The following is a 25,633-nucleotide window of genomic DNA, read 5'->3' as shown; positions in this document are numbered from 1 at the left end:
CGTCGCAATAAGGTAATCAACAGATCGAACCCGCGAAAACGCACAGACGACCAAACACCAACAGGAGAGCGCCACCGTGAACGAGATTAGCAAAATTGCGCCGGTCGCGATTTGGGAGAATTTCCAGAAACTTTGCGATACCCCGCGTCCGTCGACCAAAGAAGAGGCTGTCTTGCAGCTTCTGGAAAAAATGGCCGACGATAAGGGCTTCGCGCATTTCCGTGATAGCGGCGAGAACCTGATCATCTCGATCCCGGCCACACCGGGCTATGAAGATCGCAAAATGACGATCCTTCAGGCCCATGTCGACATGGTGACCCAGGCCAATTCCGGTTCGACCCATAATTTCGACACTGATCCGATCCGCATGCTGATTGATGGTGAATGGATCACCGCTGACAACACCACCCTTGGTGCGGATAACGGTATTGGTGCGGCAGCCATGATGGGCTTCATGACCGAAGAAGGTCTTGAGCACGGCGCACTTGAGCTGCTGTTTACGGTTGATGAAGAACGTGGCTTGACCGGCGCCATGAACCTGGAGCCGGGCCGCCTTAAGGGGGAGATCCTTCTTAACCTTGACACCGAAGATGAATACGAGCTGTGCGTTGGTTGTGCGGGTGGCGGCGATCTTGTCGCGACCTTTAACTACACCCCCGAAGCCGTTGGTGCAGGACAAGCTGCACGTGAAATCGCATTGACCGGCCTTAAGGGCGGGCATTCGGGCATCGACATCATTCTTGGTCTGGGCAATGCCAACAAGCTGATGGCGCGTTTCCTGCGCACCGCGATCCGCGATCTGGACGCACGTATCGTGACGATTAATGCTGGTACCGCGCGCAATGCGATCCCGCGTGAATCCTTTGCGACCATCGTTCTGCCTGAAGGCAATGTTGCGGCATTTGAAGCGGCACTTTCGGCCTTTGGCAACGAAGTCAAAGACGAGATTGGCGCGATTGAGCCGAACTTTGCGGTTGCCGCCAAGGCAGCTGACCTTCCGGCAACGGCGATGAGCAGCAAAGATTCAAAGGACTTCAACAATGCATGCGTTGGCGCGCCGAACGGTGTGCAGGCCATGAGCACCTCGGTCGAAGGTGTTGTTGAAACTTCGATCAACCTTGCGATCGTCAAGCTTGCGGATGGCAAAGCAGATGTGACTTTGTCTGCCCGTAGCTCGATTAACTCGGCACGTGATTCCATCCGCGAAGCCGCCACGGCAGTGTTTGAAAATATCGGTGCGTCGGTTGAGTGGGGTGATGCCTATCCGGGTTGGAAGCCAAATGCCAACAGCGAAGTGGTTGAAATGATGAAATCGGTTCACCGCGACATGTTTGGCAAGGACCCGGAAATCCGTGTGATCCATGCTGGTCTGGAATGTGGTGTTCTGGGCTCCAAATATCCGCATTGGGATATGGTGTCGTTTGGCCCGACCATTAAACGCGCGCACAGCCCGGATGAATGCGTCCATGTGCCAAGTGTTGCCCGTTTCTGGGATTACCTTCTGGCGGCACTTAAGGCGATCCCTGCCAAGGGCTGATCGCAGTCTGCAAGTGATGTGATTTTATATTCGACTGACCGGTTATCTGGTCAGTCGCATTTGTTTGTGGAACACCAAACGTCGCGTGCTTGCGCGCCGCTGCCCGGAACCAGCGCATCAAGGTTCACAAAGCCGCTCTCGCCAATGCTGGTTTCAATTTCGATCCAGAACCCCTGACTGTCACCGGCAACATAAACGGTTTCAAATCGGGTCAGGCGGCGAATGATCTTGTCATTCACGCTGGGGCCCTCGCGCATGTTTAAAAGTTCGCGGTCGATATAATAAGGTTCGCGTTCCTCACCGATCAGCTGTTGGACCTGACGGGTGATTTCGGTGCCTTGTTTGGCAACGATGTCGGGGATGTCACGCGTAACGAAGCCCTGACCGGGGCCAAACGCAACCAGTCCGGCAAAAATCAAAACAAATAGCGGGCTTAGATGCAAAAGCGCATCAAGCATCCCGGCACGTTTCCATTCATCCCGCACGCGACGTGCAGGTTGGCCGTCTTCAAGGCGGCGCAAACTTGCACGGACCTGCTCGGCCAGGGCAGACCGGTTGGTGCCAATGAAATCAAGTGCCTGCATCAAGACAGCACGTGCTAGTGGCTTGTTGCCCGACCGTTCAAACGCAGTGGCCTGGGCAAAAAGCATCTTTGAATTGCCCTCGGCCGGGAAGGTGCCGCCTCGCATATTGCCAAGAATGGCCTTCCAGGCAGGAAAGAAGCTTCGCCATCCCCAGAAACCCCGCGCCCAAGTCTTAAGGCTTGCCATCAGTGCCATGCGTTTTGCGCCCTTGGGGGCAAGGTTGGCGGTTATAGTTTCGGTGCGTACAGAATTCAGGAAACCGCGGACAACCTTGAATTCGACCTGACGGGGTTGGGCAGAAACAACACCGGTGACCGCGCATTGGATGAAACCTTGCGCGTTGGTATCGGGTTTCTTGCGGTTATGGCGACGTGCGCCCGGGTGGATGTTGCTTTTGCGGGTGGTGGCTTTGGCCTGTTGTTCGCGGTAAGCCTGATTGGCGCGTGCGGTTTTTTCATCCGCGTTGCTTTTGGTCTTTTCCTGTTTGCGTCCCGCGCCGGCAAAACCTTGTTTGGTTGCACGGTTGGCATTCTTTGCCCCGGCGGCGTCCGGGCCATATCCCGATGCGGTGCTTTTGGCCTTTGCGCCATTTGATTGGCCATTCGCTTGTTTGGCTGAGCCGCCTGAAGGCTGGGTAGGGGCCTTGCGTTCACCGGTCAGGATTTCATAGGCCTCGGTGATGTCTTTGAATTTTTCTTCCGAGTCTGGGTCGGTATTGCGATCAGGATGGAACTGAAAGGCCAGTTTGCGATAGGCAAGTTTGATTTCCTTCGCGCTCGCGCCGGGCGCAACGTTCAGCATGCGATAATAGATGCCGAGGCGGTCAGTATTCATGGTTTCTGAAGGTTCCTGTCCAAACATGTTTCCCGGCGCGGGAAATCACCTGATAGCGATATTACCGGTGGATTTTGCCGGTGCAATCATATGGTTGAAATCTTAACACGTTGTCACTTTTGACTAATTGCCATATTTTGCAAGAATCACTTGAACGCACAGTTCGAACCAGCAGGTAGACGCTTTGAAACTCAAATTTTGGCAACGCAAAGTCGATGAAGACGGCGATATGTCGGAAGAGGACGGAATGTCCGGGGGCGCTGCCATGGATGATGGCGAGCCGCCAGAGTTCGAAATGCCACCGGGCCATCATCTGAGCTTCGGCACCAAATTGCGCGCCAAGTGGGAAGGATATGACGACCCGGTCGAATATTACCTGCTTCAGCTTGAAATAGATGCCTATGCCGACTGGCTGCGCAAAATGCGCGTCTGGCTGGCGCGTCCGGTTGAGCCGGAACTGGGTGAGCTTGATCTTGATGAAGAAATCGGGCGCTGGCCGCCAGAACGTATTCGTCTTTATGACAAACTGTTTGATCATTGCATCATGATCCCGGGCGGGCATGAATATGCGCTCGAACTGGCAAAACCATTGGCACTTGATGAAACGCTAAGCTGCGTTGAAATCGGGGCCAAGCTTGGTGGTGTTGCCCGTGTGCTGGCCGATCGTCTTGGTGTTTGGGTGACGGCCTATGAACAGGATGGCGAACTGGCACTGCTGGGCATGGAGCGATCCGTACAGGCCGGAGCACAGAAAAAGGTCCCGGTACAACGGTTCGACCCGATGGCACCGGAATTGCGTAAAAGTTACTTCAACGTCGTCTATTCCTTTGGCGAGCTTTACAAAATACCGGAAAAGGACAGCTTCCTTGGTGCGCTTGCGGAAACCCTGCGTGAGCAGGGGCAGCTTTTGCTGACCGATTATGTTCTGACACGTGATCTTGATGAAAAGGAAATGGCGAACTGGTCCCGTCTGGAAGACGAAGACCTGTTCCCGTGGACCGCACAGGAATACAAATCGCGTCTGGGGCAGCTGAAATTCGATATCCGCATTGCCAAGGATGAGTTGGAAACCCACCTCAAGCATGTGAAAATGGCATGGATGACCATGCTGTCAGGTATCCAGAAGGACGGTTTGGATCCTGATCTGATGGATTATCTCGTTCCAGAGATGGAAATGTGGATGAATCGCGTAAAAATGCTTGAAAATGGCTCGCTGGCCTTTTATCGGTTCTACGCAACGATCAACTGATCTCTCAGGTTTCAGACTGCTGCTGGCGACTTTGACGGGATTTGATCCAATTTCTGTCGCCGCAACCTGTTTTTAGTGTTGACAGGGGCATGTCGTACTTCTATTTTCCGGCTTCCTCGAAGGGGCCAAGTTTCTAAGGTTTAAGATTATGAAGATCCGGAACTCATTGAAATCCGCGAAGCTGCGGGAAAAAGGCTGCCGTATCGTGCGCCGCCGTGGCCGCGTATACGTGATCAATAAAAAGAACCCGCGCTTCAAGGCACGCCAGGGTTAATTCCCGGTACCTTGTTCTAAGGTTTTACAAAACGCCGCATCGGTTTATCCAATGCGGCGTTTTGTTTTTTTTTACCTTTGCCGTTTAGGGCTTAAGACGGCTGATCAATGCCTTCGATATGGATGGTGTAAACCGCACTCACTTCGCTACGTCCGCGTAGCAGGACTTCCTTGGCAAGGATCGCACGCGACGGGTCGCTCAGATGTTCGCGGGTGACCTCACCAATCAGGATCTTGGTGCCAAGTTCCTTGTTCATCGCCTCAAGGCGCGCTGCACTATTGACCGCGTCACCATTGACCGTGAATGACAGGCGTTCTGGTGCGCCGACACTACCTGCAACCATTTCCCCGGTATTGACCCCGCAACGGCAACGAAGCGTCGTTCCCATGAACTCTTTGCTATGGACAAGCTTTTGAAGGGCGATTGCCGTTTCAAGGGCGGCATCCGCATGATTGGGAAGTTCCCCAACGGCGTTAAACACAGCAAGGATCGCATCGCCCTGGAACTGGGTAATGATGCCTTGGCGTGCTTCGATCTCGGCGGTGGCTTCGGCGAAATAGGCATTCAGGATATCAACAACATCCTGCGGATCAGCCTTTTCGCTCATGGTTGTGAACCCCTGAAGGTCAACAAATAGCGTGGTAGCGACACATTTGTGCGGTGGAATGGTGCCGTCATCGTTTTGCGATTCCAAAAGCGACTGGGCGATGGCAGGGGGCAGGAACTTGCCAAACAAACGGCCAATGCGTTCGCGATCATTGATGGTATGGACCATCTGATTGAACGATTGGGCCGCGTCATTAAATTCGGTAATCGCGCTGTTGGGCAATGTGGGCACACTGTTTAGGTTGCCTTCTTCGAACTGCCGCGTTGCCGCAGACAGGCGCCGCAGCGGTCCTGCAAAATAATGTGCCAGAAGGCCTGCAATGATCAGCGCACCAAACAGAACGGCAGCACCGATGATCAAAAGGCGGTTTAATCGTTCGCCTTGCACCTCAAACACGGAAGGGGCGAAATGCATGCCAAAGGTGATCGGGATGACCGATGATTGCTCTGCCTCACGCGTCACAATGACATTGTACGTCGTATGAATTTGCACCTGTGATGCGGTGATGCGTTCATCACGGGCATAACGTTGACTGTCGCCCAAATCAACCGGCTGCCAGCGGGCATATTGCGACAGGACGGCATCGCCGATTTGATCAAGCTTTGGCAGGACGCTGATCGATTCTTTCAGTGTTTTGGGGACAAAGCCCGCGCTTTCCGCACGCATATTCACCCGTTGCCAGTTTGACAGGCTCGGATGGGCAATAATGTGATCACCAACTGTAATGAACGCGGTGCGACCATCGCCTTCTACCTGCATCGGAAGATCGCGCGACAGGTTTGGAAGTGGCATATACTGGATCAGCGTGCCCAGATAATCGCCGTTCTGAAACAGCGGCACAGCTTCGCCAATTACCACCTGCTTCAAAGCGCTTTGCCAATATGGGAACATCGTCAGGCTCTGGCTCGGACCGAGATAGGGAAGGTCTTCAGTCATCGCCAGATCATAGATGTCTGCTTCGCCTTCGATCATCTTGCCGTGTTTGCGGCTATAACCAATGAACTGGCCATCCGGCGTTGTCAGGCCGACAGCGGTAATATCGGTCTGGGTCGCAATCATCGATGCGACATTGTGGGTCCAGAATTCCCGCGACCTGACATCGACCAATCCTTTGGCCGCCTGGGTTGCGATCCAGTTGTTGCGTTTTGCATTTTCAGAAAGGCGTTGCAGAACTGCGCGTTCAGCCACAGCAAGATCGCCACTGGTCATGGTGATCCAAAGATCACGCGTGTTTTGCACAGCTGTAAGGAGGCCAAAATGAAACGATATCGCAACGCCAACGCCGCTGGTCAGCAGCATGCCGCCCAACAGAACGGCAAAGATTGAAAAGCGTCCCGAGCGTCGGTTCATCCGATATCCCCATGCAGGCCAATGAGTTCAAAACAAAGATTGGCTGAGCACAATGATATGTACAGTCAGCCAATCTGAGAAATTTTATGGGCTTTTAGACCTGAGTAAAAGGTTTCTATCGTCAGCTATCTGATTTTGTTTGGTTTTCACTTGGGACAGTGAACAATTCCGTTTTGCTGTGACGGCCGCGCAAAAGGACGTCGCCAGCCTTGGAAACCCGCATCGGATTTTCCAAAAGATTGCGCGTGCTTTCCGAAATCAGGATGTGCGTGCCTAGAACCTTGTTTTCCTGTTCAAGCCTTGATGCCGTATTGACGGCATCACCATGCACGGTGAAGGACAAGCGCGCCTTTGCGCCGACATTACCAGCAACCATCGATCCGGTATTAACCCCACAACGCACCTTGATCTCCAATCCTTCGAAGGTGCGGCTTGCGACTTCTTTCTGAAGAGCGATGGCGCTATCAAGTGCGGCATCTGCATGGTGGCTTAGATCATCAAAGACGTTATAGACGGCCAAAATCGCATCGCCCTGGAACTGAGTGATGATCCCGCCATGAGATTCGATGATTTGCGTCGCACAGTCGAAATAGTCATTGAGCATGGCAATGATCTGGTTCGGATCCAGTGCCTCGCACATTGATGTAAAGCCGACAATGTCGATAAACAGAACCGTTGCTTCGGATTGCTGCGGGGGCAGGACCCCGGAATCCGTACCAGAAGCGAGAAGCTTTTTGGCAATCGACTGCGGGACGAACTTACCAAACAGGCTGGTGATGCGTTCACGGTCATGAACCGCTGTCATCATGTGGTTAAACGACCGCGCTGCATCGTCATATTCGCGAATACTGCTGCCTTGAAGTTGCGGCACATCTGCGGATGCGATGTCGTCATCTTCAAACGCACGTGCGGCTGCGGCAAAGCGCCGGATCGGTTTGGTGAATTGCTTGGACATGACGATGGCAACAATCACGGCTAGAATGAAAACGCCGCCGCCAAGGACAGATGCCAAAACAAGCCGATCCCATTCATCATCAAACAGTTCTTCATCGAAATACATGCCGATGATGACGGGCGAAATCGGCGCATTCATTACCTGACGCGTCACGATCAGATGGTATCGATCATTGTGATCAAGCCCGGATAGTTTCAGGCCCGTATTGTGCCGTTCGTCATGCGGATCAAGCTTGATGTTTTCCGATTTGCCAAGGTTGGCCAAGACCGGGTCACCGATATCATGAATGGTCGGAAGCGGTATTGGGCTGCGCGCAATGTCGGCACCATTGATCAGCTTGTTGGCTGTGTTTTCACCCCAATCACGTAAATCGGGATGGGCCATGACACGGTTGCCGCCAATCAAAACAAACGGAGTTCCCGGCAAATCTTCGCGCCCGCGCAACAGGCTTTCCGACAGATTTGAAAGCGACAGATACTGGATAAAGGTGCCCAGATAATGCCCGTCATAGAAAAGCGGTACCCAACTGGTCATCACGGTTCTGTTAAAGAACGGATCCCAGCGCGGGAAGCCGGTGCGATTGGTGACCGGGCCTCTGATCTGGGCGAGTTCAGAAAATAGCATGTCATCTGCGGGCAGGGTGCGCCGGATTTCTGACATGTCTTCGGGATTAAAACCGATAAATTGTCGCTCGCCCGTTACCAGCCCATAGGCCATGACATCCATGTCAGCCGCGGCAAGGGCGCGCATGGCATTGGTCCAGCCATATTGGAAGCTTGGATCAAGCGTGCCATTGGAAACCTGCTCTGCAACCCAGTCCGAGCGTTCGTCAACTTCGTTGAGCCGTTCGTGCATCGTGCGCTGAACCGATGTCAGATCAAGATCGGCCAGCATCACCCACAGATTGCGGGTGTTCTCGTAAGCTGTGCCAAGACCGACATAAAGGGATAGGCCGACGCCGAAAACACTAGTGCCGATAAAGCCGGCCAGAAGGACAGAAAGGACAGAATATCTGCGTTTTGATGTCACTCGGTTTTCTTCCTGACAAGGAGGTTCCCCAACCTCGGGCACATCTTAGCGGCGATCGAACTTGGTTGAAAGGATGATTGAGCTCGATGTGCGTTTTATTCCAGCAAGTTCGCCAATGCGGTCCAAAACGCTATCCAGTTCTTCGGGCGTGTCAGCCGCAACCTCGGCAATCAGATCAAATTCACCCGATATCGCCAGACAGCGAATGCAATGCGGGATTTTCTGAAGTGCACCAACCACACCTGCTGATTGCTTTTGCTCTAGCTGGATCATGACTTCGGCCAGTAAAACCGGCCGTGCGCTATCGCCAATTTGAACGGTGTAACCCTTAATTGTCTGTGATTTTTCAAGCCGTTCGAGGCGTTCCTGAACCGCACTGCGCGACAATCCCACATCACGCGCGAGGGCCGCCGTCGGGATGCGGGCATTTTCCTGTAATCGTGCGATCAGACGGCGGTCGGTTTCATCAAGTCGACGTTTCATCGGTCATACCCATAAATTTGACGGGTTATTGTTGTGTTTTGACAGTATTGCCGGGTTGCAAGCGTTAGTCCAGCGGCAGACCATTAAGGGGTAAACAATAAAACGTTATCAGGGCAGGTACGGCATTCCTTGTGATGTTCTCTGTTCGTTTGGGAGCTTAAAAATGAAAAAGATTTTGATCCTTGGTGCTGGCAAAATTGGCCGTATGGCCGCTGTGATGCTTAAAGAAAGCGGTGAATATGCGGTAACGCTTGCCGATTCCAATGGCGTAATGCTGGAATTCTGTGCCAAGGACGACGCCGCAACCCTGATCAAGGTCGATGTCACCGACGAAGCGGCCTTGACCGAAGTAGCCACTGGTCACGATGCGATCCTGTCGACTTGTCCGTTTTACCTGAACGTTGCCATTGCCCGCGTTGCCCGCGAAGTTGGTGCATCTTACTTCGATGTGACCGAAGATGTTGAAACCACCCGCGCCATTCGCGAAATTTCCAAGGGTGCAGAAGGTGCCTTTGTCCCGCAATGTGGTCTGGCGCCGGGCTTTATTTCGATTGCCGCGCACGATCTTTTCAAACGTTTTGATACGGTCAAAAAACTTCGTCTTCGTGTTGGTGCCTTGCCGCAAAACCCGACCAACCGTTTGAAATATAACCTGACCTGGTCGACCGATGGCTTGATTAACGAATACCTTAATCCGTGCGAAGCCATACTGAATGGCAAGCGCGTCGAAGTCCTTCCGCTTGAAGGATATGAGCGCTTCACGATCGATGGCACGGAATACGAAGCATTCAATACTTCGGGCGGTGTTGGCGCGCTATGTGACATGCTTGAAGGCAAGGTCGATAACCTTGATTACAAAACCGTCCGTTATCCGGGCCATCAGGAAATCCTGAAAATCCTGATCGAAGATCTTCGTCTGGGTGAACGCCCCGACATGATGAAGGAAATCTTTGAAAATGCGCTGCCAATCACTCAGCAGGACGTGATTGTCATCTTTGCTGATGCTGTCGGTACGCGAAATGGCGAGCTGTGCGAAGAGAACTTCATCCGCAAGGTGCATGGTACGGAAATCGGCGGTAAAAACTGGTCCGCCATTCAGATCACAACGTCTGCTGGCCTGTGTGCTGTGATGGACATGGTTTTGACCGGCAAATTGCCGGGCACCGGTTATGTCCGTCAGGAAGAAATCAAACTTGATGATCTTCTGGCGAACCGGTTTGGTCGCTATTACGGCAGCAACTGATCAAACTTTCTCTTCGGTAATCCGAAAATCTGATGTGAAAATCCCCCAGCGATGCGTTGGGGGATTTTCTTTTGTTTTGAGTGGTTTGGAAGTTGTGGCTGTCAGACGAAATCACGAATGCCCCGTTTGCGCGGATCGGCATTGCAGCAATGCGACCGCACGGCATGGTCATGGCCAATAATTTATGGCAAAGACGTGGTTTGTTAACGCTTGGGCTTTAAGGTGAACCCTTCGTCTGATTGTTTTATGCCAATAGGTATTCCTTGTCTGATTTCGGCGACATTTACCGATCTGCGTTTGGCTTGTACGAGGCAGGCCGACTGGCGGAGGCAGAAGAAGCCTGCCAGTCGATGATCCGTGCCTTTCCGCAGGCCGCGGACGCCATGCATCTTGCGGGCCTTGTGGCGATGCGCCACGGGAACAAGACGCTTGCTGCCGAGCGGATGGGGCGTGCCGCAATCGCCGATGCCAACAGTGCCGAAATTCAACATGACCACGCGCAGGCCTTAAAGGCGATTGGCAAATTGCGCGATGCCGTTGGCGCATTCAAGCGTGCCATGCGCCTGTGTCCCAACTCAGCAGCTCTTTTTTGCAATATCGCCAATACCTATCGCCAGCTTGATGAGCTGGATGCTGCGCGCGAGCATTACGAACGCGCGCTGGAACTTGCCCCCGATATTGCCGAAATCCATGCAAATTATGCCGCCTGCCAATATGCGATGGGCGATATCGCCGGTGCCGAACACTCCTGCATGACCGCACTTAAGATGCGCGATGATATCGTCAATGCATTGGTGCTGATCGGCCAGATCCGCCTTGATCAGGGGCGTACAGTTTCTGCCAGTGAACCGCTGCGCCGCGCATTGTCATTGGAGCCCGGACATCAGCGTGCCCTGACGGCCTATGGCGATGCACTTTTCCGCTTGGGCCAGTTTGCCGGCGCGCAGCATTGCTTGCGTCAGGTTCTGGCACTTGATCCAGATGATACCAATGCGCGCCGCACTTTGGCGTTGCTAAACCTTCGCGTCGGGCAGGGAACGGAAGCCATCGGTGCGCTTGAGCCGCTGTTGATCAAGAAGCCCGAAGACCCGCAATTGCTTCTGATGATGGGGGAGGCGCTTAGCCTTGTTGGTCGTCACAGCGAAGCCGTTGAACGGTTTGGTGCGGCGATTGGTGTTGGTGGCGGTGATGATGCTGTCTTCCGGCTTGCTGTTGAGCTGGCCGAAGAGGGCGACACCGGATCAGCACAATCGGTTCTGCAAAGCGGGATCGATCGAAAGATTGCCGCGGGTGAAAACACCGTTTTGTTCCGTACAGCGCGTCGTTTGTTGTTTGCGCCGGTACCCACCGATCTGGCGGCACAGAATGATGAAGTGGTACGCGATCTTCTGGACGATACGCTTGATGAAGATGCGATTGTGCCAGACCTTGAATTCATCGGCACCGATCCGATTGATCCCATCGTCCTGACACGCTTCCCACCAGTCTGGCGCGCCGCATTGCGCCCCGAAGGCGATAAACAGCTTCGCGCAGTTGGGCATTACTGGGAACGATTGGTTTCCGGCTATGACGTCCCACAGGTCAGTCAGGCCAAGAACCGCCGCGAAGGAAAAATCCGGCTTGGTATCGTGTCGGCCAATATGCGTGACAACGGGATTGGGCGCTGGATTGTTGGGCTTGCCGACGCGATTGACCGTGATCGGTTTGATGTGACGATCATTCGTCCGCCAACGGGTGAAGACGATATTACTGCGCGCATTGATGAACATGCTGACCTGGTCGTGCCATTGCCACTTGATCCGTTGCATTCTGCGCGCGTGATTGCGGGTCTTGATCTTGATGTTCTGCATTATGTCGATCCGCAATCGGATGCCTATACCATGCTGCTGGCAAGCTGGCGTTTGGCACCCATTCAGATTTCCGGTGGTGGGATTGCCGCGACCAGTGGCCTGTCAAACATCGACTATCATCTGATCGCCGAGGATTGGGAAACGGCGGGCGGTGAAAAGCGCTTTAGCGAGAAACTGGTGCGACTGCCGGGCCTGTTTGTGAATGCGAGCCCGCCAGAAGATGTTGAAATGTCCACAACCGAGCTACAGCGTCGCTGGCGTTTGGCGCAGGACCGAAATACCTATCTTTGTCCGCAGCCGCTTGATGTTCTCACTGCTGAATTTGATCCGCTTATTGCTGAAATTCTGCGCCTGGATGAAACGGCGGAGCTTCTGCTGATTGCGCCCGAACGTGACAGTTGGGATGCGGCATGGGGCAGGCGGTTTGCGATTAATCATGCCGATGTGGCGGGACGTATGCGCTTTGTCACCGTGCGCAACCGGGCGGATTTGTTGTCGCTTCTTTGTGCGGTTGATGTCGTGCTTGAAAGTCCGGCATGGAATGATGCGATGCTGGCCTTTGATTGCCTTGGTCTTGGTGTGCCGCTCGTGACCTTGCCGGGGAATGCGGCCCGGTCCCGGCGCAGCCATACCTGTTATCGCCAAATATCAGTCTTTGATTGTGTGGCCTATCATTCTGCTGACTTTGTTGACACGGCATTGACCCTAGCAACCGATAAGCGCCGTCGGTCGGTTGTTTCACACGCGATCAAAAGCCGGTCGCACATCCTGTTTGGTCAGAAGTCATCCTTTGATGCCTATATGCAGTTCCTTGATAGCTGCGTCGCGGTACCCGCAGATAAAGTTATGTAATTTCCGATAGATAACCTTGAAACCAATGAGAGAATGCACAAACTTTATGAGGATGTTTGTGCAGGGCAGTGATGCCCGTTCTGGTTGAGGTAGTTTTATGGCCCTGAGTTTCTCACGGGGACAGATTGTCCGTCTTGGTGTCGCTGTCGTCATAATCGTTATTGCGATTTGGCAACTTGCTCCACTAACCGTTTCCGATATTCGGCCAAACGGGGTTGTGAATGCCAAACTGGTGACCATTCAGGCACCAATCAGCGGACAACTTGTGCGTGCCATCCCAGACGTGGGCGAGCCGATTGGCGCGGGCGCGATTGTCACCCGCATCACCGATGATACTGAACCTCAGGCACTTTTGGCCCAGCTTGATGGTGAATATCAACTTTTGCGCTCGCGCAAGACGGCCTTGGTGGAAAAGCTTTCAACCCTGAACGGCTTGCGCCGCGATTTGGCTACGCGCGTAACTGAAATGGTATCAGGGTCCAAAGAAAGCCTGCGCTATAAAATTTTGGAAGCCGAAGCACGTCAAAAGGGCTGGGTGTCTGTTGTTAAGGAACGTGAACTCAGCTTGCGGCGTCAGGAAACGTTGCTCAAGGATGGCCATGTTGCACAGGCCCGCGTGGATGAGGCCGAAAGTCTGCTCGAACAGGCGCAGCAGGAAGTCGAACGCGCCAAGGCCGATCAGGAACGTTTTCGCAAGGAAACCGGATCGCTTGATAAGGGCGTATTTGTGGGTGATGGCCAAAATGATGTGCCGTATTCCCAGCAACGCCTTGATGAGGTGGTTCTGGCCATTGCCGATCTGAACGTTCAGTTGACCGAAACCAACGGGCGGATGACTTCAATCGAAAAGCAGCTCCGCGAAGAAACATCGCGTGCAGGTCGCCGGGAATCCATGTTGGTCCGAAGCCCGATTGATGGGCTGATCTGGCGCCGTATGGCGACCGAACTTGCGACTGTGACCAAAAACAATGATCTGGCCAAGATCCTTGATTGTTCAGACATTCGTATCGAAGTCCCGGTGGATGAAAGCCTGTCTGACCGCATTGAAACTGGCGCTGTTGTGACCGTGCGCCTTCAGGGTTCACCGGAGACATTTGAAGGGATCGTCAGTGGTGTGATCGGTACGCGTGCCGTAACGCCGGAACTTGAATATGCTGCATTGCCGCCGCTTCTGAAAAAAGACGAAGTGCTTTTGGTGGTCGAAGTTCCTGATGCCGGGTTTGAAAACCGCCCGGAAACCTTCTGCAATGTTGGTCGTCGCGCAGAAGTCAGCATTCCCAGCCGGTTTCAAAGCTGGTTTGGCGAAGGTGACGCTTCGTAATGGATTTGATGGCGCAACTTGCCCCGATGGCGCTTGTGATTGGCGTCATGATGCTGGCATCCCCGTTCTTGCAACGTGACAAGCTTTGGGCACGTTGGGTCGTCGTCCTGTTTTTGGTTGCGTTGATCGCGCGATATTTGCCCTGGCGCATTACGGAAACTGTTCTGCCCGCTGACCTGACCACGTTTCAGGGATGGTGGATTGTGTTTCTGTTCGCCATCGAGATCATCTTTTTGTGCGACATGCTGCGCCAGTCGCTGGTTCATTGCAAAATCGTTGACCGCAGTGCCGAGGCCGATCAGGCCTATGCCAGACTATCTGCCCGTCCGGTCGAAAGCTGGCCGACGGTGGATGTGTTTATCCCAAGCTACAACGAACCGCTTGATGTGCTTGAACGCAGCATCGTTGGTGCGCTGGCGCTTGATTATCCCAACAAGACTGTCTGGGTACTTGATGACGGCAAACGCGAATGGCTTCGCGATTTCTGTAAGGAAAAGGGCGCGAATTACATCATCCGCAAAGACGGCACCCATGCCAAGGCAGGCAACGTCAATAACGGTCTGACGCAATCAAGTGGCGATCTGGTCTGTATTTTTGATGCGGATTTTGTCGCTTACCGGCACTTCCTCAAGCGCGTCGTTGGCTTCTTTGAAGATCCGACCATAGGGATTGTCCAGACACCCCAGCACTTCTTTAACAAGGACCCGATGCAGCGCAATCTTTGGATTGCCGATCGCTGGCCCGATGAGCAACGTTTGTTCTTCGATCACATTGCACCATCTGTCGATGCTTGGGATTCCATGTTTTGCTGCGGGTCGTGCATGGTGATGCGCCGCAAGGCACTTGATGCGATTGGCGGCGTACCAACGGCATCGATTACGGAAGATATTCTGACGTCGCTTGAGATGCTGCGTAAAGGCTATCGCACGCGTTACCTGAATGAAAAGCTGTCGATTGGGTTGGCGGCAGAAAGCCTTTTGGCGTTCCACACACAACGCGAACGTTGGTGTCAGGGCGGCATTCAGACACTGTTTCTCAAAGCCGGGCCATTAGGGCCGGGCTTATCACTTTGGCAGCGCATTTTGCTGTTCCCGATCTATTGGGTGTTTCATGTCCCGGCACGCTTGTTGGTCATCATGATCCCGATTTTCTATTTCTGGCTGGGATTACAACCGCTTGAGAATGCGCGCAGTTGGGAAATATTCTATTGGCAGCTACCGGTTCTGATTGGCGGGTGGGGGACAGCCATGTGGCATAACGGAAGGCAGGCCTATCCCATTGTCAATGAGGGGCCGGCGGTTCTTGTATCGCTCAGGCTGTTTCCGATTGTTGTGTCATCGCTGATCCGTCCATTTGGGCGCCCGTTTAAGGTCACGCCAAAAGGATCACAATCCGGTGTTGCCAACTCCATGACTGAGGCAATCATTCTGGGTGTGCTGTTCGTCCTGACGATTGGCGGGTTCTTTTATAATATCAATACCGATGTCCGGATCATTGATAATGCCGACTTCCTTGCCGTTGGTGGTCTTTGGGCAGCGATTAATGCGCTGACCCTGCTTGTGGCGATCTTAATTTGTTTTGAAAGTCCGGTGCAGCGCCAACAGGAACGTTTTCCGATTACGCTTGCGGCAAAGGTAAGCGTTCTGGGCCAAGACATCCCGCTTGATATGACGATTACCGATATGTCCCTTGGCGGTGCCAGGGCCAAATGTGCAGCCGAGGGGATTGATCGAAGTCATTTCACCAAGGGGGCAAGGGTTTTGGTGGTGGCAGATGAATTGCCGCCCCTTGATGCCAAACTGGCGCGCGCCTTTGTAAATGATCAGGATCAGCTTGTTTTCACGCTCGACTTTACCCCCGAACCGGTTGGCGAAGTGCGTGATGCGCTGATCCGTGTGCTTTACACGACCGGGATTGATAACGCATCAAAGCCCGCGGGCAGTGTTGCGCTTTGGGGCGCATTGCTGCGCCGTATCTTTGGACGGGGTCCGGTGAAAAGCTAAGGTGTGGCTTCGCTGGCGCGATATCGATCAGCTAAGCGCGTCGATATCGGCTTCTGACAGGGCGGCTGGAACGATGGTAAGCGGCAGGCGCAACTGACCAACCGTGTCACTTTTGGTGAGTGCCGTAATCAACGGACCGGGGCCATCGGTATTGGTACCTGCTGCCAGAACCAGAATGGAAATCTGTTCTTCTTCATCGAGAAGCGTCAGAAGTTCGTCCTTCAGGCGGCCTTCACGGATGAATAAAAGCGGCATGCAGCCGGTTTGTTCATGGACGTAAGCGGCAAGCTCATTGACCCGTGCTTCGGCTTCATCACGGGCTTCTTCCTTCATCAGATCACCAACAGCCATCCAATGCTGGAACTCGGCCGGTTCAATGACGCTGAGCAGGGCAACACGGCCGCCGGTATGCTGCGCGCGACGGCAGGCATAGCGCAGCGCCTTGGTCATTTCATCGCTGTCATCAACGACAACAAGAAATGTACGGTTTGACGTGGCGCGGAGTTCCTGATCAGCGTCGTATAAAGTCATATGGCTTCTCTGAATTGTTGCGTCCTGTGCGGTCCAATAAAGTGTGCATGTGGGGCGACTTCGTTGGCCGAATTTCGAAAGTGTGCCGTATGTAGCGCCTTATTTCCAAGCGCTTTTTATGATCAGCCATAAAGAATTATTAATTGCCATTTCACACAGATTTATGCTGCGACTGCGAAGGTGGGGTGATTGGAACTTTGTTTGGAAATCGTGCCCTGCCACGCCATACGGGCGCTTAGCATGTGTTAGCGTTTGCGGAATGCGACGCTGGCGATCCAACCGGCAATCACGGCAATGATCACGGCAATAATACCGTAAAGCGCTGAATAACGATGCGCGAATTCATACACCTCTGCACTGACACCGGTCTTTGAAACCACCAAAGGTGTGGTTTTCACACTGGCGATGCGGCCATCACGGATCAAATAAACATTGATTGTGTATGTACCGGTCGGCGTGTTGGCCGGGAAATGGATGTCGGTCCGAAACAGCTGGTTTGACAGGAAGCTGATCTTTGCCGGGCGCTGATTGAATAGACCGGCATTTTGCATATTGCGCACCAGTGCTTCGCGATAGACCTTCTGGTCGACATCGCCGGTTTTGCTTTCGGCAATGAAGCGCTGATGTTCAAGGCCGATGCGGTAATCCTGCAACACGTTTTGTGGTGCGATGATCTCCATCGGCCGGTTCGCTGCACTGGCATAATAGGCGGGCACGTTCTTATAACGCGCGCTTTCGCTGTTGACCCAAATGCCGACTTTGCGTTCCTTGCGGCGTACGACCATGTCCTGATCCGGGCCGCGCACGGTGACGATCACGTCGCCTTCATTCTGAACTGCACCAAAAAGCAAAACATCGGTTCCGGTAAAGCCCGTGGTGATCGCAACCAGATGGTTGGACAGATCCACCACCAGCGGATCAGCTGATGCTTTCTTGGTCAGATTGGCAAAAGCCAGAAGGGTAAGAGCGGTAATGCAGAACGATGTCACCAGACGGGTGGAAACTGTCATTACAGATCCCCCGGCATGATCGAATAAAGCTCGCTTGGTTCAATCACCAGATCGAACAAAAGTTTCAGACAGACCGAAAGCACAAGAAGGCCGAGTAGCGCACGAAGATGTTCGGCCTTGAGCTTTGCGCCAAACTGCGCGCCAAATTGTGCACCAATCACGCCGCCGATCAGAAGAAGGATTGCCAGGGCGACATCAACGGTTTGTGTCTGCACCGATTGAAGGAAGGTAACGTTGGCTGTCACAAAGATAATCTGGAAAAGCGATGTGCCGATCACAACACCGGTTGGCATGCCCAGCAGATAAATCATTGCCGGAACCATGACAAAGCCGCCACCAACGCCCATCAGGGCGGTTAGCATACCGACAAAGAAACCAACGGCGAGCGGCAGCAACGCACTGATATAAAGGCCCGAGCGATAAAACCGCATCTTGAACGGCAGGCCATGGATAAAGCTGTGCTGGTGTTTCTTGGAACGGCGGAGCTGGCCGCCCCTGCGACGTGTCCGGAAGATCGCGCGCGTTGCCTCAAACAGCATCATCCCGCCGATAATGCCAAGGAAGATCACGTAACAAAGCGAAATGACCAGATCGATCTGACCAAGTGATCGTAACCAGGCAAAGACCCAAACACCGACCGTCGAGCCGAGAATACCACCGGCAAGCAGGACCAGACCCATTTTAAGATCGACGTTGCCACGCTTCCAATGTGCAAATACACCTGAAACCGATGACGCAACAATCTGGTTGGCCGCTGTGGCCACTGATACTGCCGGGGGAATGCCGTAAAAAATCAAAAGCGGGGTGATCAGAAAACCGCCGCCAACGCCAAACAGGCCAGACAAAAAGCCGACCCCGCCGCCCAGTCCCAAGATCAGAAATATATTTACCGATATTTCGGCAATCGGGAGATAGATTTGCATCGCGGGCAGGCTAACAGCGTTTGATTGATTGTTATTTTTCAGTCTAACATATTGTGCAAATGCAACAATCGCCAAATGGCGCTATATCGGACTGAATTCCTGTTTTTTTATAAGGTCGTTCATGACGTCATCTTCAAGTGATCCCTATGATGTAATTCTCGATGCGCGCGGGCTGATTTGCCCGATGCCGGTGCTTAAGGCAAAGAAGGCGCTTCGCGATGTGCCGACCGGTGGTGTGTTGAAAGTGATGGCAACCGATCCGGGCTCTGTCGCGGATATGAAATCCTTTTGTGAAATGACGGGGAACAAGCTGATTTCTTCCATTCAGGAAGATGATGTTTTCATCTATTTCATCGAAAAGTCCGAAGTCTGATCGAGCCTGATCCAACCATTCCATTTATCGCCGCGCCACCAACCGGCGATAGACCCCAAAACATATGAGTTGCCCCAATGTCTGACAGCAAATCGAACCTGAGTATCATTGAACGCAGTTTTGATGATCTGACACCGCGACAGGTCTACAGCCTTCTGAAACTCCGCCAGCAGATTTTCATCATTGAACAGGAATGCATCTTCACGGAAATCGACGGGCTGGATCCATTGTGCAAACACATCCTTGCGGTTGACGGGGATGAAGTTCTGGCCGCCGTTCGCATCGTTGCAGCGGGTATCGATCCTGATCATGCCGAACAGGGGGATCGCCCTGCCATCGGGCGCGTTGTCACAAGCGAAGTTCTGCGCGGGCAGGGGATCGGCCGCAAAATGATGCTGCGCGCGATTGAGGCTTGCGCAAAGGAATTTGACGGCAAGCCGATTTACCTGAACGCGCAGCTATATCTGCGCGCGTTTTATCAAAGCCTTGGCTTCGTTCAGGTCGGCGATGAATATATGGAAGACGGCATCGAGCATATCGCAATGGAAGGCCCAGCTAAATAGCTGAGCCTTCTCAATCTCTTGCTACAATCAGCGAAGTCCGGTGGTCGCCATGCCGGTAAAGAATTCCAGCTGCCAATTCATGTCATCTTCGCTAAGCGGATATTGATTGCCGTTACGCGGATTAAGCGTCTGGCTTGGCGGGACATGGCCCAATTTGACCTGGATTTTCACGGCCAAATCAGCCGGAAGTCCAGCCTTCCACGCCAAGGAAACCACGCCTTTGGCCGAATGGGTGTTCAGAACCTTGGTCACGGCATCGGGCGAAATTCCTGCCAACACAGCCAGTGCCGCACGAGCAAACTTCACGTCGTTGGCTGCCAGTGCCTTGGCGACTTCTTTATCGGTCAGCTTTTTCTTGGCATGAAGGGCCAGTGCCTTTTCAAACGCCGGTTCTTCTTCCGCTTCTTCGTCGCTAGCTGCTGCAGCCGCAGGCTTGCCGTCTTTGGGTTCTCCCTTTTCTGGCGCACTTGCCTTGCCAGCTTTCTCACCCTTGACCATCTTGGCCTCGGTAGCGGCATCTTCGCGTTTTTCAAACTCGCCCGATGCTATACGGCGCTGAACCACTTCGCGTACTGCATCAAGCTGATCTTTCTTAAGGTCCTTGCGGCGCTCAAGAACGCTGATCAGGTTTTCCGCAACAAAGCGTGCCAGCTTGCCAGCCGCGGTCGGCGGCAGTTTCGGGCGGTCGACGAGTGGCTGATGCCATTCCGGATAATCCGGCGCGCGATCAATCAGCTGATCTAGGGTTTCTTCGCGGATCTGGGCGGATTTGTTGCCCAGAAGATGCGAAATCGCATCCTTGTCACTGCTTGCGGCAATCGCATCGGCAAGCTTTTCACCAACATTGCGACGGCGCGAAACGAAACTAAGCGCGCCACGGCCTGACGTGCCTTCGATAATCTCCAAAAGATCGTCTTCAGACAGAACCGGCGAATACTGCAGGACCGGACCACAAACAACGCTTTCGGCATCGCGCGCAAGCTGCTGGATGATTGGCTGCGGCGCGTCGGCGATATCTTTAAGCGTTTCTGAAATTACCTGACGGACATGAACGGCCTGGTCACGGGCAAGTTTATCAAGCGCGTCATAGGTCATGCGACGCAGCTTGTCGGTTTCGTTTGCGCTTAGACCTGCGGACAGATGCGCGATTTTTTCGGCAAGGCTGCCACGCACACTGTCATCGACGTCATCGGTCAGAAGGACGTCGGCCTGAACCGGGGTGGCTTCGTTTGCAGCAATATGGCGACGAACCGAGGAATCATTATCGGTTGCCAGAAAATAGAGGATTTCAGGGCGTGTATCATGGCGCTGTGCCAACCGGCCACGGACATCGGCATCCGGGCTTGCGGCCATTTCCTTGGCTTCGTCATAGGTGATCGGCGTTTCGCGTCGCTTGGTAAATACCCGCTGCAAAAATCCCTTCATCGGGCATCCCTCCTAATTTTCTATCTTTGCCGGATCTTCTGACCCGGGTGCGGCGGCGATGCCAAAGCGACCTTTGCCACCTTTTTTGACTTGATACATGGTCTGATCAGCCCGTTGTACAAGTTGATTTAGATTTTCATCTGAGCCTGGCTCATGAACAGCAATCCCGACCGAGATGCCCAGCGGATGCGCATCATCACCGGAATATTTTGTCAAAATTGCGCTTTCTTTCATCAATGTCTTGGCCCTTGATGACGCTGCGTCAACATCCGCGCCCTCAAGCCACAACACAAATTCGTCGCCACCAAGACGCGCGACCAGATCGGCCGGGCGGACATTTTCCTGCAAAACAGTGGTCAGGGCCAGAATGGCCTCATCCCCGACCTGATGGCCATGGATATCGTTAACCATCTTGAAGTTGTCCATATCGACATACATCAGCGATGCCGGTGCGTGTTCACGCTGCAGGCGGCTATGACGCCGTTTGAGCTCTTCAAAGAAGGCGCGACGGTTCAAAAGACCGGTCATGCCATCGGTACGCGATAGTGTGAGGATGCGTTCATGCTGGATGGCTTGCTCAATCGCGATGCCAACCTGGTCCGAAACTTCGATCATGATCGCGCGCTCACCCTCGGTCGGTTCGGGGTGATGGGCATCAAACATGAAGATCACGGCACCATTATTGCGCTGATGATAATGACAGCGCAGTGCAACGATGCGGAATTCACCAATCTGGGCGTCAAACACTTCTTCGGTGTTGCGCAATTGTTTGAGGGCCTGATGGGCAATCTCGTTTGCGGATTTCTCGTCATCGCCTGCGGCAATTTCAAGTTCATCCATCTCATCATTACGTTTGAAAATGATGCAATGGGAACAGGCAAGTGCGCGCGTGCTGGCTTCTGAGGCGCCCTTAAGGACCAAAAGCGGATCAATCTCGTCACGCATGGTCCGCACGATATAGGTCATCAGGCGATCACGATTTCGCGCGGTCGCAACCTCGCTTTCGCGGCGACGTTGTTCGGTAATGTCATGCGCCAGTCCACGGGTGCCGGTCCACTTGCCATCGCGGGAATAAACCGGGGTCGATGAAACCGAAAGACAGGCATCACGCCCGTTGGACCTGCGGAACCAGACCGGGACATCACGCACGGCCTTTTGGCTGCGAAATACGTATTCACTGTCTTGATCGGCGGAATCAAGAAGGAAATTACCCGGCGCACGCCCGACGATATCATCAGCGCGATAGCCCAATGCCCCGCGTGGGGAAACAAAGACGAACTTGCCAGTGTCATCCGTTTCCCAGGCAAAGGCGGATGAAACTTCGACGATGTCGCGATAACGCTGACGCAAATCAATAAGTGCTTCACGCAGGTTGCGATCCATACTGACGTCGCGCGGCAGGATCATGACCTGATTATTGGTGGTCGGAAGGGCAGTAAGTTCAAGCGTTGCGGTGCCGCGCTGCACTTCAAAGGTCATCATTTCAACCACACCGCCCGGCGTGGTTAAAGTACGACGGATCAGCTGATAAATCTCGGGGAACAGTCCATCGCGGATGCCATTGGCAAAGCCGACGGCATTCTTGTTGGCAAACAGGGGAACACCATGCGCATCCATCACAATGACGGGCGCCTCGGCTTCTGCCATGACTTGGGGGTCAAGCTTGAACACTTCTGCATCATAGGCAGTCAGATCCTCAATCGCATCTGACGCATGATGTTTGGTGTTTGCCGGGGGGCGAGACGTCATACCCGTCCTCCTGTGATGGTTGACGCATTCGGATCGCTTGCGTTTGATCCGCCAATTGACGTTGCCACATTAAGCTTGGTGTAGCCATCGTCGCTGCCGATCGTGACCGGTGGGCCAAGGTGATAGCCCTGACCGTAATCAATACCCAGATCACGGACCAGCTCGTAGCTTGCCTGATCATGGATCATTTCTGCGATGGTATGAATGCCAAGGTCGCGGCAAAGAAGGGCGGTTGCCTTCAGGAACGCGCGTCCCTTTGGATTGGCAAGGGCGGTGCGCATGGCACCACCATCAAACTTGATGATGTCAACATCAAGGGCGCTCAGATATTCAAAGTTCGCAGCACCAGCACCAAAATCGTCAAGGCAGACTTCATGCCCGCGTTCGCGAAGTGCCTGAAGGCCATTATTCACATCGGTCAGACCGCGGATGCGCGATGTTTCGGTGACTTCAAACAATACCCGGTCAGGGGCAATATCATACTGATCGAGAAGCGCGGTCAGGGCATCGAGGAAGCCAACCTGTTCAAGCGAATGACCAGACAAATTGACGGCAACCGGGAAGGGGATGTCGTCTGGATTGTCGCGCAGATGATCAAGAACCTTGCGGCACATTGCCAGATCGAACTCGGTAATCAGTCCGGTGCCCTCGGCAAAGTGGATGATCTGATCAACGGCAAGCGGACTGTTGCCGATGGTAAAGCGCGCCAGGGCCTCGAAATGATGCATCTTCTGACTGTGCAGATGGACAATCGGCTGCAATGCGACGGCAAAGGATCCGTTTTCAACAATCTCCCGGAAGGCACGCACCGATTTCAGCGTTTCATTGATCAGATGTGGAAGGCTTGCCGACAGACGGGCGGCGGTGACTTCATTTTGCGCCTTGCGCTGCATGCGGTTGAGCGCATAGGCAACTGCCCGCGTCAGGTTTGTTTCCCGATCACTTTCGCTGTTTTCCGTATCGAAGTGATGGATGTTGCGCGCGCTTTCATAATCATTGCCAAACAGATCGGCGGCATTCGATCTTTTGGTGCTTTTGTCCGATGCGCTTGGTCCGTTGGTGAGGGAAATCAGGCCATCTGATTTGGTCGACGGGACTGATGCCGGTTCTTCAAGGTCGGCACGCAGCGCACTGGCATAGGCAACAATACGGCGTTCAAGTTCGATCATCGGCTCATCAACCGGATGAATTTTCGCAGCCTTGCCTGATACGATCTGCTCTTTGATCAGTGATGAATTGAATTGCTTGACGCCAATGCCAATCAGACGCGCCAATTCGTTGGTTGCAGCGTTTTCTGCTTGTGACCGCGATGCCGCCAGGTTTTCCAAAACCACAAGCGCTTCGCTGTGATAGCTAAGTGCTGGTTTGGTGACCGGCGCAATATGCTGGCTGGCTTCGGCGGTTTGATTTTGCCGGATGACGGCATTTTGCAAGATAATGCGATCAATGCCGGAACGGGCACGTGGTCTGATGGCGCGATGGCGGGCCGCGATGTAATAGCGGCTTGATGGATCGGCGATCATGTACCCGCTCAGCGACAGTGGAACAGGTTCCTGAACCGGTGTTCCGTCTGCTTCAAACAGCTGAAAATCAAGATCAAGTTCTTCAAGGCGCTTGAGCCCGGTGCCGCTATGCAGATAGGCACGCAGAAGGGGGCGTTCGGATTTTACGACAATCTTTTCAAAGGCTTCGCCAATCAGGCGATCAGGCATGCAGCCCAGAAGGCTTTCGGTGGCGCCGGCGACAAACAGGATGTAGCCATTTTCATCAATCTCAAGAAGCAGATCTGCCCAGCAGAACGCCATGGCAGCCAAAAGGTCCTGATCATTTGTATCTGCAGAATAGCTGGAGCTGTCTGTCATTTTTGAACCGTCATCGTAAGCCGCCTGATCTTGGTGTACCGCAGGATTACCTGTCTATATTAAATAGCGATCTTACAAAGGATATGAAGGATTTGCACTTCATATGCCAAAAAAATAAACCCGCGCTCAACCATCGTCGGTTGGCACGGGCTTTTGGGGCACGAATTGGTTTTAACCAGCCTTTGAAATCAGCTTCAAATCAGGCTTTCGTTCTGCTTTGTGCTGATACATGTTTTCATCAGCTGTTTTCAAAAGGTCCTGCAGGTCGCTATCGCCATCAAATGTTGCATGGCCAAAGCTTGCTGACACCCGCATCGAAAGCCTGCGTCCCATCAGTGGGAAGGTCTTTAGGGCCTTTTCAAGTTCACTAACACGACGACATGCCTTGTCATGTTCTGACTCGCACAAAAGGATCGCGAATTCATCACCGCCAATGCGCGCGATATGGTCATCTGCACGGGTATGGCCGCGCATGACCTTGACGAAATGGCGAAGGGCAGCATCACCCAACTGATGTCCGAACGTATCGTTAATTTTTTTTAGTTCGTTAACATCGGTAATGATCAAAACACCTTGGCGACCGGTACGTTTGGCACGCGCCAAAGTCTCGCGCATCCGACGCAAAAATCCGCGACGGTTGTAGGCACCGGTCAGCTCATCGGTTTCGACAAGTTTTTCAAGTTGCTCGATCCGGGCGCGTTGCTGATCGAGTTTGGTCTGCAGTGAACGCGTGTGCTGGATCAGGCTTGTGACAGAACTTGCAAGGGCAGGGCTTGAGCCTTTTTCCGTGATAGTCATCAAGGTGCTCCCCATGGCACGTAGCTCGCGTAGATCTTCGTCAGTGATGAAAAACATGTCGTACCCCAACTTTGGCATGTCTGGTTAACGTCTGAACCAAACATGCACGGATAAGCTGACGGGAAACTGAACATTTACAATCAGTTGTGCATGAGCTTTGAGATTATTGAAACTGCGTGCGCAACACTTTCATTTACAATGCTTCGCCCAATATGCGCATGTGGGAAT

20 protein-coding genes are annotated in these 25,633 nt (G+C 53.4%); 9 read left to right on the top strand and 11 right to left on the bottom strand.

The window, feature by feature from the left end; genetic code table 11:
* The first annotated feature begins 76 nt into the window (after positions 1 to 76).
* The gene (locus ACMZ66_RS08840; protein ID WP_416936479.1) at positions 77 to 1,537 is read left to right on the top strand and encodes an aminoacyl-histidine dipeptidase; all 1,461 of its coding nucleotides are present in this window, start codon (positions 77 to 79) and stop codon (positions 1,535 to 1,537) included.
* A gap of 50 nt (positions 1,538 to 1,587) precedes the next feature.
* Here the strand turns inward: ACMZ66_RS08840 and ACMZ66_RS08835 are convergent, their stop codons facing one another.
* Positions 1,588 to 2,955 carry a DnaJ domain-containing protein gene (locus ACMZ66_RS08835; RefSeq protein ID WP_416936477.1) on the bottom strand — a complete coding sequence of 456 codons (1,368 nt, stop codon included), beginning with the start codon at positions 2,953 to 2,955 and terminating at the stop codon, positions 1,588 to 1,590.
* A 184-nt stretch (positions 2,956 to 3,139) separates the two neighbouring features.
* Here ACMZ66_RS08835 and ACMZ66_RS08830 point away from each other — a divergent pair, with 184 nt between their 5' ends.
* Together ACMZ66_RS08830 and ykgO are read left to right on the top strand one after the other, a co-directional pair.
* Positions 3,140 to 4,204 carry a methyltransferase domain-containing protein gene (locus tag ACMZ66_RS08830; RefSeq protein WP_416936474.1) on the top strand — a complete coding sequence of 355 codons (1,065 nt, stop codon included), beginning with the start codon at positions 3,140 to 3,142 and terminating at the stop codon, positions 4,202 to 4,204.
* Between the two features lie 148 nt (positions 4,205 to 4,352).
* Positions 4,353 to 4,478 carry a type B 50S ribosomal protein L36 gene (gene ykgO / locus ACMZ66_RS08825; RefSeq protein ID WP_007090004.1) on the top strand — a complete coding sequence of 42 codons (126 nt, stop codon included), beginning with the start codon at positions 4,353 to 4,355 and terminating at the stop codon, positions 4,476 to 4,478.
* Positions 4,479 to 4,569: 91 nt separating this feature from the next.
* On the opposite strand, the gene ACMZ66_RS08820 is transcribed toward ykgO, so the two are convergent.
* The 3 genes from ACMZ66_RS08820 to ACMZ66_RS08810 form a co-directional block, all read right to left on the bottom strand.
* Positions 4,570 to 6,435: an adenylate/guanylate cyclase domain-containing protein gene (locus ACMZ66_RS08820; RefSeq protein ID WP_416936471.1), complete on the bottom strand. Its 1,866-nt coding sequence runs from the start codon at positions 6,433 to 6,435 to the stop codon at positions 4,570 to 4,572.
* Between the two features lie 121 nt (positions 6,436 to 6,556).
* Positions 6,557 to 8,419 carry an adenylate/guanylate cyclase domain-containing protein gene (locus ACMZ66_RS08815; protein WP_416936469.1) on the bottom strand — a complete coding sequence of 621 codons (1,863 nt, stop codon included), beginning with the start codon at positions 8,417 to 8,419 and terminating at the stop codon, positions 6,557 to 6,559.
* Between the two features lie 45 nt (positions 8,420 to 8,464).
* The gene (locus tag ACMZ66_RS08810) at positions 8,465 to 8,902 is read right to left on the bottom strand and encodes an Lrp/AsnC family transcriptional regulator (protein ID WP_416936467.1); all 438 of its coding nucleotides are present in this window, start codon (positions 8,900 to 8,902) and stop codon (positions 8,465 to 8,467) included.
* Between the two features lie 163 nt (positions 8,903 to 9,065).
* On the opposite strand from ACMZ66_RS08810, the gene ACMZ66_RS08805 reads away from it, so the two are divergent.
* The 4 genes from ACMZ66_RS08805 (at position 9,066) to ACMZ66_RS08790 (ending at position 16,171) form a co-directional block, all read left to right on the top strand.
* Positions 9,066 to 10,145, top strand: a complete 1,080-nt coding sequence (locus tag ACMZ66_RS08805; protein WP_416936465.1) for a saccharopine dehydrogenase family protein — start codon at positions 9,066 to 9,068, stop codon at positions 10,143 to 10,145.
* 263 nt (positions 10,146 to 10,408) lie between these two features.
* Complete coding sequence (locus ACMZ66_RS08800; protein ID WP_416936463.1) at positions 10,409 to 12,847, top strand: tetratricopeptide repeat protein; 2,439 nt, start codon at positions 10,409 to 10,411, stop codon at positions 12,845 to 12,847.
* 97 nt (positions 12,848 to 12,944) lie between these two features.
* Complete coding sequence (locus ACMZ66_RS08795; protein WP_416936461.1) at positions 12,945 to 14,168, top strand: HlyD family secretion protein; 1,224 nt, start codon at positions 12,945 to 12,947, stop codon at positions 14,166 to 14,168.
* A gap of 8 nt (positions 14,169 to 14,176) precedes the next feature.
* Positions 14,177 to 16,171: a glycosyltransferase gene (locus ACMZ66_RS08790; RefSeq protein WP_416936459.1), complete on the top strand. Its 1,995-nt coding sequence runs from the start codon at positions 14,177 to 14,179 to the stop codon at positions 16,169 to 16,171.
* Between the two features lie 27 nt (positions 16,172 to 16,198).
* Here the strand turns inward: ACMZ66_RS08790 and ACMZ66_RS08785 are convergent, their stop codons facing one another.
* The 3 genes from ACMZ66_RS08785 to ACMZ66_RS08775 all read right to left on the bottom strand — a co-directional run bounded on the left by ACMZ66_RS08785 (position 16,199) and on the right by ACMZ66_RS08775 (position 18,635).
* Complete coding sequence (locus ACMZ66_RS08785) at positions 16,199 to 16,702, bottom strand: universal stress protein (protein WP_416936457.1); 504 nt, start codon at positions 16,700 to 16,702, stop codon at positions 16,199 to 16,201.
* A gap of 245 nt (positions 16,703 to 16,947) precedes the next feature.
* Positions 16,948 to 17,712 carry a TIGR02186 family protein gene (locus ACMZ66_RS08780; protein ID WP_416936455.1) on the bottom strand — a complete coding sequence of 255 codons (765 nt, stop codon included), beginning with the start codon at positions 17,710 to 17,712 and terminating at the stop codon, positions 16,948 to 16,950.
* Positions 17,712 to 18,635 (bottom strand): sulfite exporter TauE/SafE family protein, encoded by a 924-nt coding sequence (locus tag ACMZ66_RS08775; protein WP_416936453.1) that lies wholly within the window; start codon positions 18,633 to 18,635, stop codon positions 17,712 to 17,714. Before ACMZ66_RS08775 ends, ACMZ66_RS08780 begins: the two co-directional genes overlap by 1 nt.
* A gap of 121 nt (positions 18,636 to 18,756) precedes the next feature.
* Between ACMZ66_RS08775 and ACMZ66_RS08770 the strand changes: the two genes are divergently transcribed.
* Both ACMZ66_RS08770 and ACMZ66_RS08765 read left to right on the top strand, forming a co-directional pair.
* Positions 18,757 to 19,008 (top strand): sulfurtransferase TusA family protein, encoded by a 252-nt coding sequence (locus ACMZ66_RS08770; protein WP_416936451.1) that lies wholly within the window; start codon positions 18,757 to 18,759, stop codon positions 19,006 to 19,008.
* 77 nt (positions 19,009 to 19,085) lie between these two features.
* The gene (locus ACMZ66_RS08765) at positions 19,086 to 19,571 is read left to right on the top strand and encodes a GNAT family N-acetyltransferase (RefSeq protein ID WP_416936449.1); all 486 of its coding nucleotides are present in this window, start codon (positions 19,086 to 19,088) and stop codon (positions 19,569 to 19,571) included.
* Between the two features lie 27 nt (positions 19,572 to 19,598).
* Here ACMZ66_RS08765 and ACMZ66_RS08760 read toward each other — a convergent pair whose 3' ends face one another.
* The 4 genes from ACMZ66_RS08760 to ACMZ66_RS08745 all read right to left on the bottom strand — a co-directional run bounded on the left by ACMZ66_RS08760 (position 19,599) and on the right by ACMZ66_RS08745 (position 25,405).
* Complete coding sequence (locus ACMZ66_RS08760; RefSeq protein WP_416936447.1) at positions 19,599 to 20,996, bottom strand: DUF2336 domain-containing protein; 1,398 nt, start codon at positions 20,994 to 20,996, stop codon at positions 19,599 to 19,601.
* Between the two features lie 12 nt (positions 20,997 to 21,008).
* On the bottom strand, positions 21,009 to 22,745 hold the full coding sequence (locus ACMZ66_RS08755) for a diguanylate cyclase domain-containing protein (RefSeq protein WP_416936445.1): 1,737 nt from the start codon (positions 22,743 to 22,745) through the stop codon (positions 21,009 to 21,011).
* Positions 22,742 to 24,607 (bottom strand): EAL domain-containing protein, encoded by a 1,866-nt coding sequence (locus ACMZ66_RS08750; protein WP_416936443.1) that lies wholly within the window; start codon positions 24,605 to 24,607, stop codon positions 22,742 to 22,744. The genes ACMZ66_RS08755 and ACMZ66_RS08750 overlap by 4 nt, the downstream gene beginning before the upstream one ends.
* A gap of 171 nt (positions 24,608 to 24,778) precedes the next feature.
* Positions 24,779 to 25,405: a GGDEF domain-containing protein gene (locus tag ACMZ66_RS08745; protein WP_416936441.1), complete on the bottom strand. Its 627-nt coding sequence runs from the start codon at positions 25,403 to 25,405 to the stop codon at positions 24,779 to 24,781.
* Positions 25,406 to 25,633 lie beyond the last annotated feature (228 nt).

Origin of the sequence: Thalassospira sp., assembly GCF_048059015.1 — a bacterium.
Lineage (GTDB): Bacteria > Pseudomonadota > Alphaproteobacteria > Rhodospirillales > Thalassospiraceae > Thalassospira.
This window is presented reverse-complemented; position numbering and strand designations above follow the sequence as displayed.

What these genes read in the sequence shown, in the direction of transcription:
- ACMZ66_RS08835 (WP_416936477.1), bottom strand. Translation starts at nt 2,955, where the DNA reads ATGAATACTGACCGCCTCGGCATCTATTATCGCATGCTGAACGTTGCG.
- ykgO (WP_007090004.1), top strand. Translation starts at nt 4,353, where the DNA reads ATGAAGATCCGGAACTCATTGAAATCCGCGAAGCTGCGGGAAAAAGGC.
- ACMZ66_RS08820 (WP_416936471.1), bottom strand. Translation starts at nt 6,435, where the DNA reads ATGAACCGACGCTCGGGACGCTTTTCAATCTTTGCCGTTCTGTTGGGC.
- ACMZ66_RS08810 (WP_416936467.1), bottom strand. Translation starts at nt 8,902, where the DNA reads ATGAAACGTCGACTTGATGAAACCGACCGCCGTCTGATCGCACGATTA.
- ACMZ66_RS08805 (WP_416936465.1), top strand. Translation starts at nt 9,066, where the DNA reads ATGAAAAAGATTTTGATCCTTGGTGCTGGCAAAATTGGCCGTATGGCC.
- ACMZ66_RS08795 (WP_416936461.1), top strand. Translation starts at nt 12,945, where the DNA reads ATGGCCCTGAGTTTCTCACGGGGACAGATTGTCCGTCTTGGTGTCGCT.
- ACMZ66_RS08790 (WP_416936459.1), top strand. Translation starts at nt 14,177, where the DNA reads ATGGCGCAACTTGCCCCGATGGCGCTTGTGATTGGCGTCATGATGCTG.
- ACMZ66_RS08785 (WP_416936457.1), bottom strand. Translation starts at nt 16,702, where the DNA reads ATGACTTTATACGACGCTGATCAGGAACTCCGCGCCACGTCAAACCGT.
- ACMZ66_RS08780 (WP_416936455.1), bottom strand. Translation starts at nt 17,712, where the DNA reads ATGACAGTTTCCACCCGTCTGGTGACATCGTTCTGCATTACCGCTCTT.
- ACMZ66_RS08775 (WP_416936453.1), bottom strand. Translation starts at nt 18,635, where the DNA reads ATGCAAATCTATCTCCCGATTGCCGAAATATCGGTAAATATATTTCTG.
- ACMZ66_RS08770 (WP_416936451.1), top strand. Translation starts at nt 18,757, where the DNA reads ATGACGTCATCTTCAAGTGATCCCTATGATGTAATTCTCGATGCGCGC.
- ACMZ66_RS08765 (WP_416936449.1), top strand. Translation starts at nt 19,086, where the DNA reads ATGTCTGACAGCAAATCGAACCTGAGTATCATTGAACGCAGTTTTGAT.
- ACMZ66_RS08760 (WP_416936447.1), bottom strand. Translation starts at nt 20,996, where the DNA reads ATGAAGGGATTTTTGCAGCGGGTATTTACCAAGCGACGCGAAACGCCG.
- ACMZ66_RS08755 (WP_416936445.1), bottom strand. Translation starts at nt 22,745, where the DNA reads ATGACGTCTCGCCCCCCGGCAAACACCAAACATCATGCGTCAGATGCG.
- ACMZ66_RS08750 (WP_416936443.1), bottom strand. Translation starts at nt 24,607, where the DNA reads ATGACAGACAGCTCCAGCTATTCTGCAGATACAAATGATCAGGACCTT.
- ACMZ66_RS08745 (WP_416936441.1), bottom strand. Translation starts at nt 25,405, where the DNA reads ATGACTATCACGGAAAAAGGCTCAAGCCCTGCCCTTGCAAGTTCTGTC.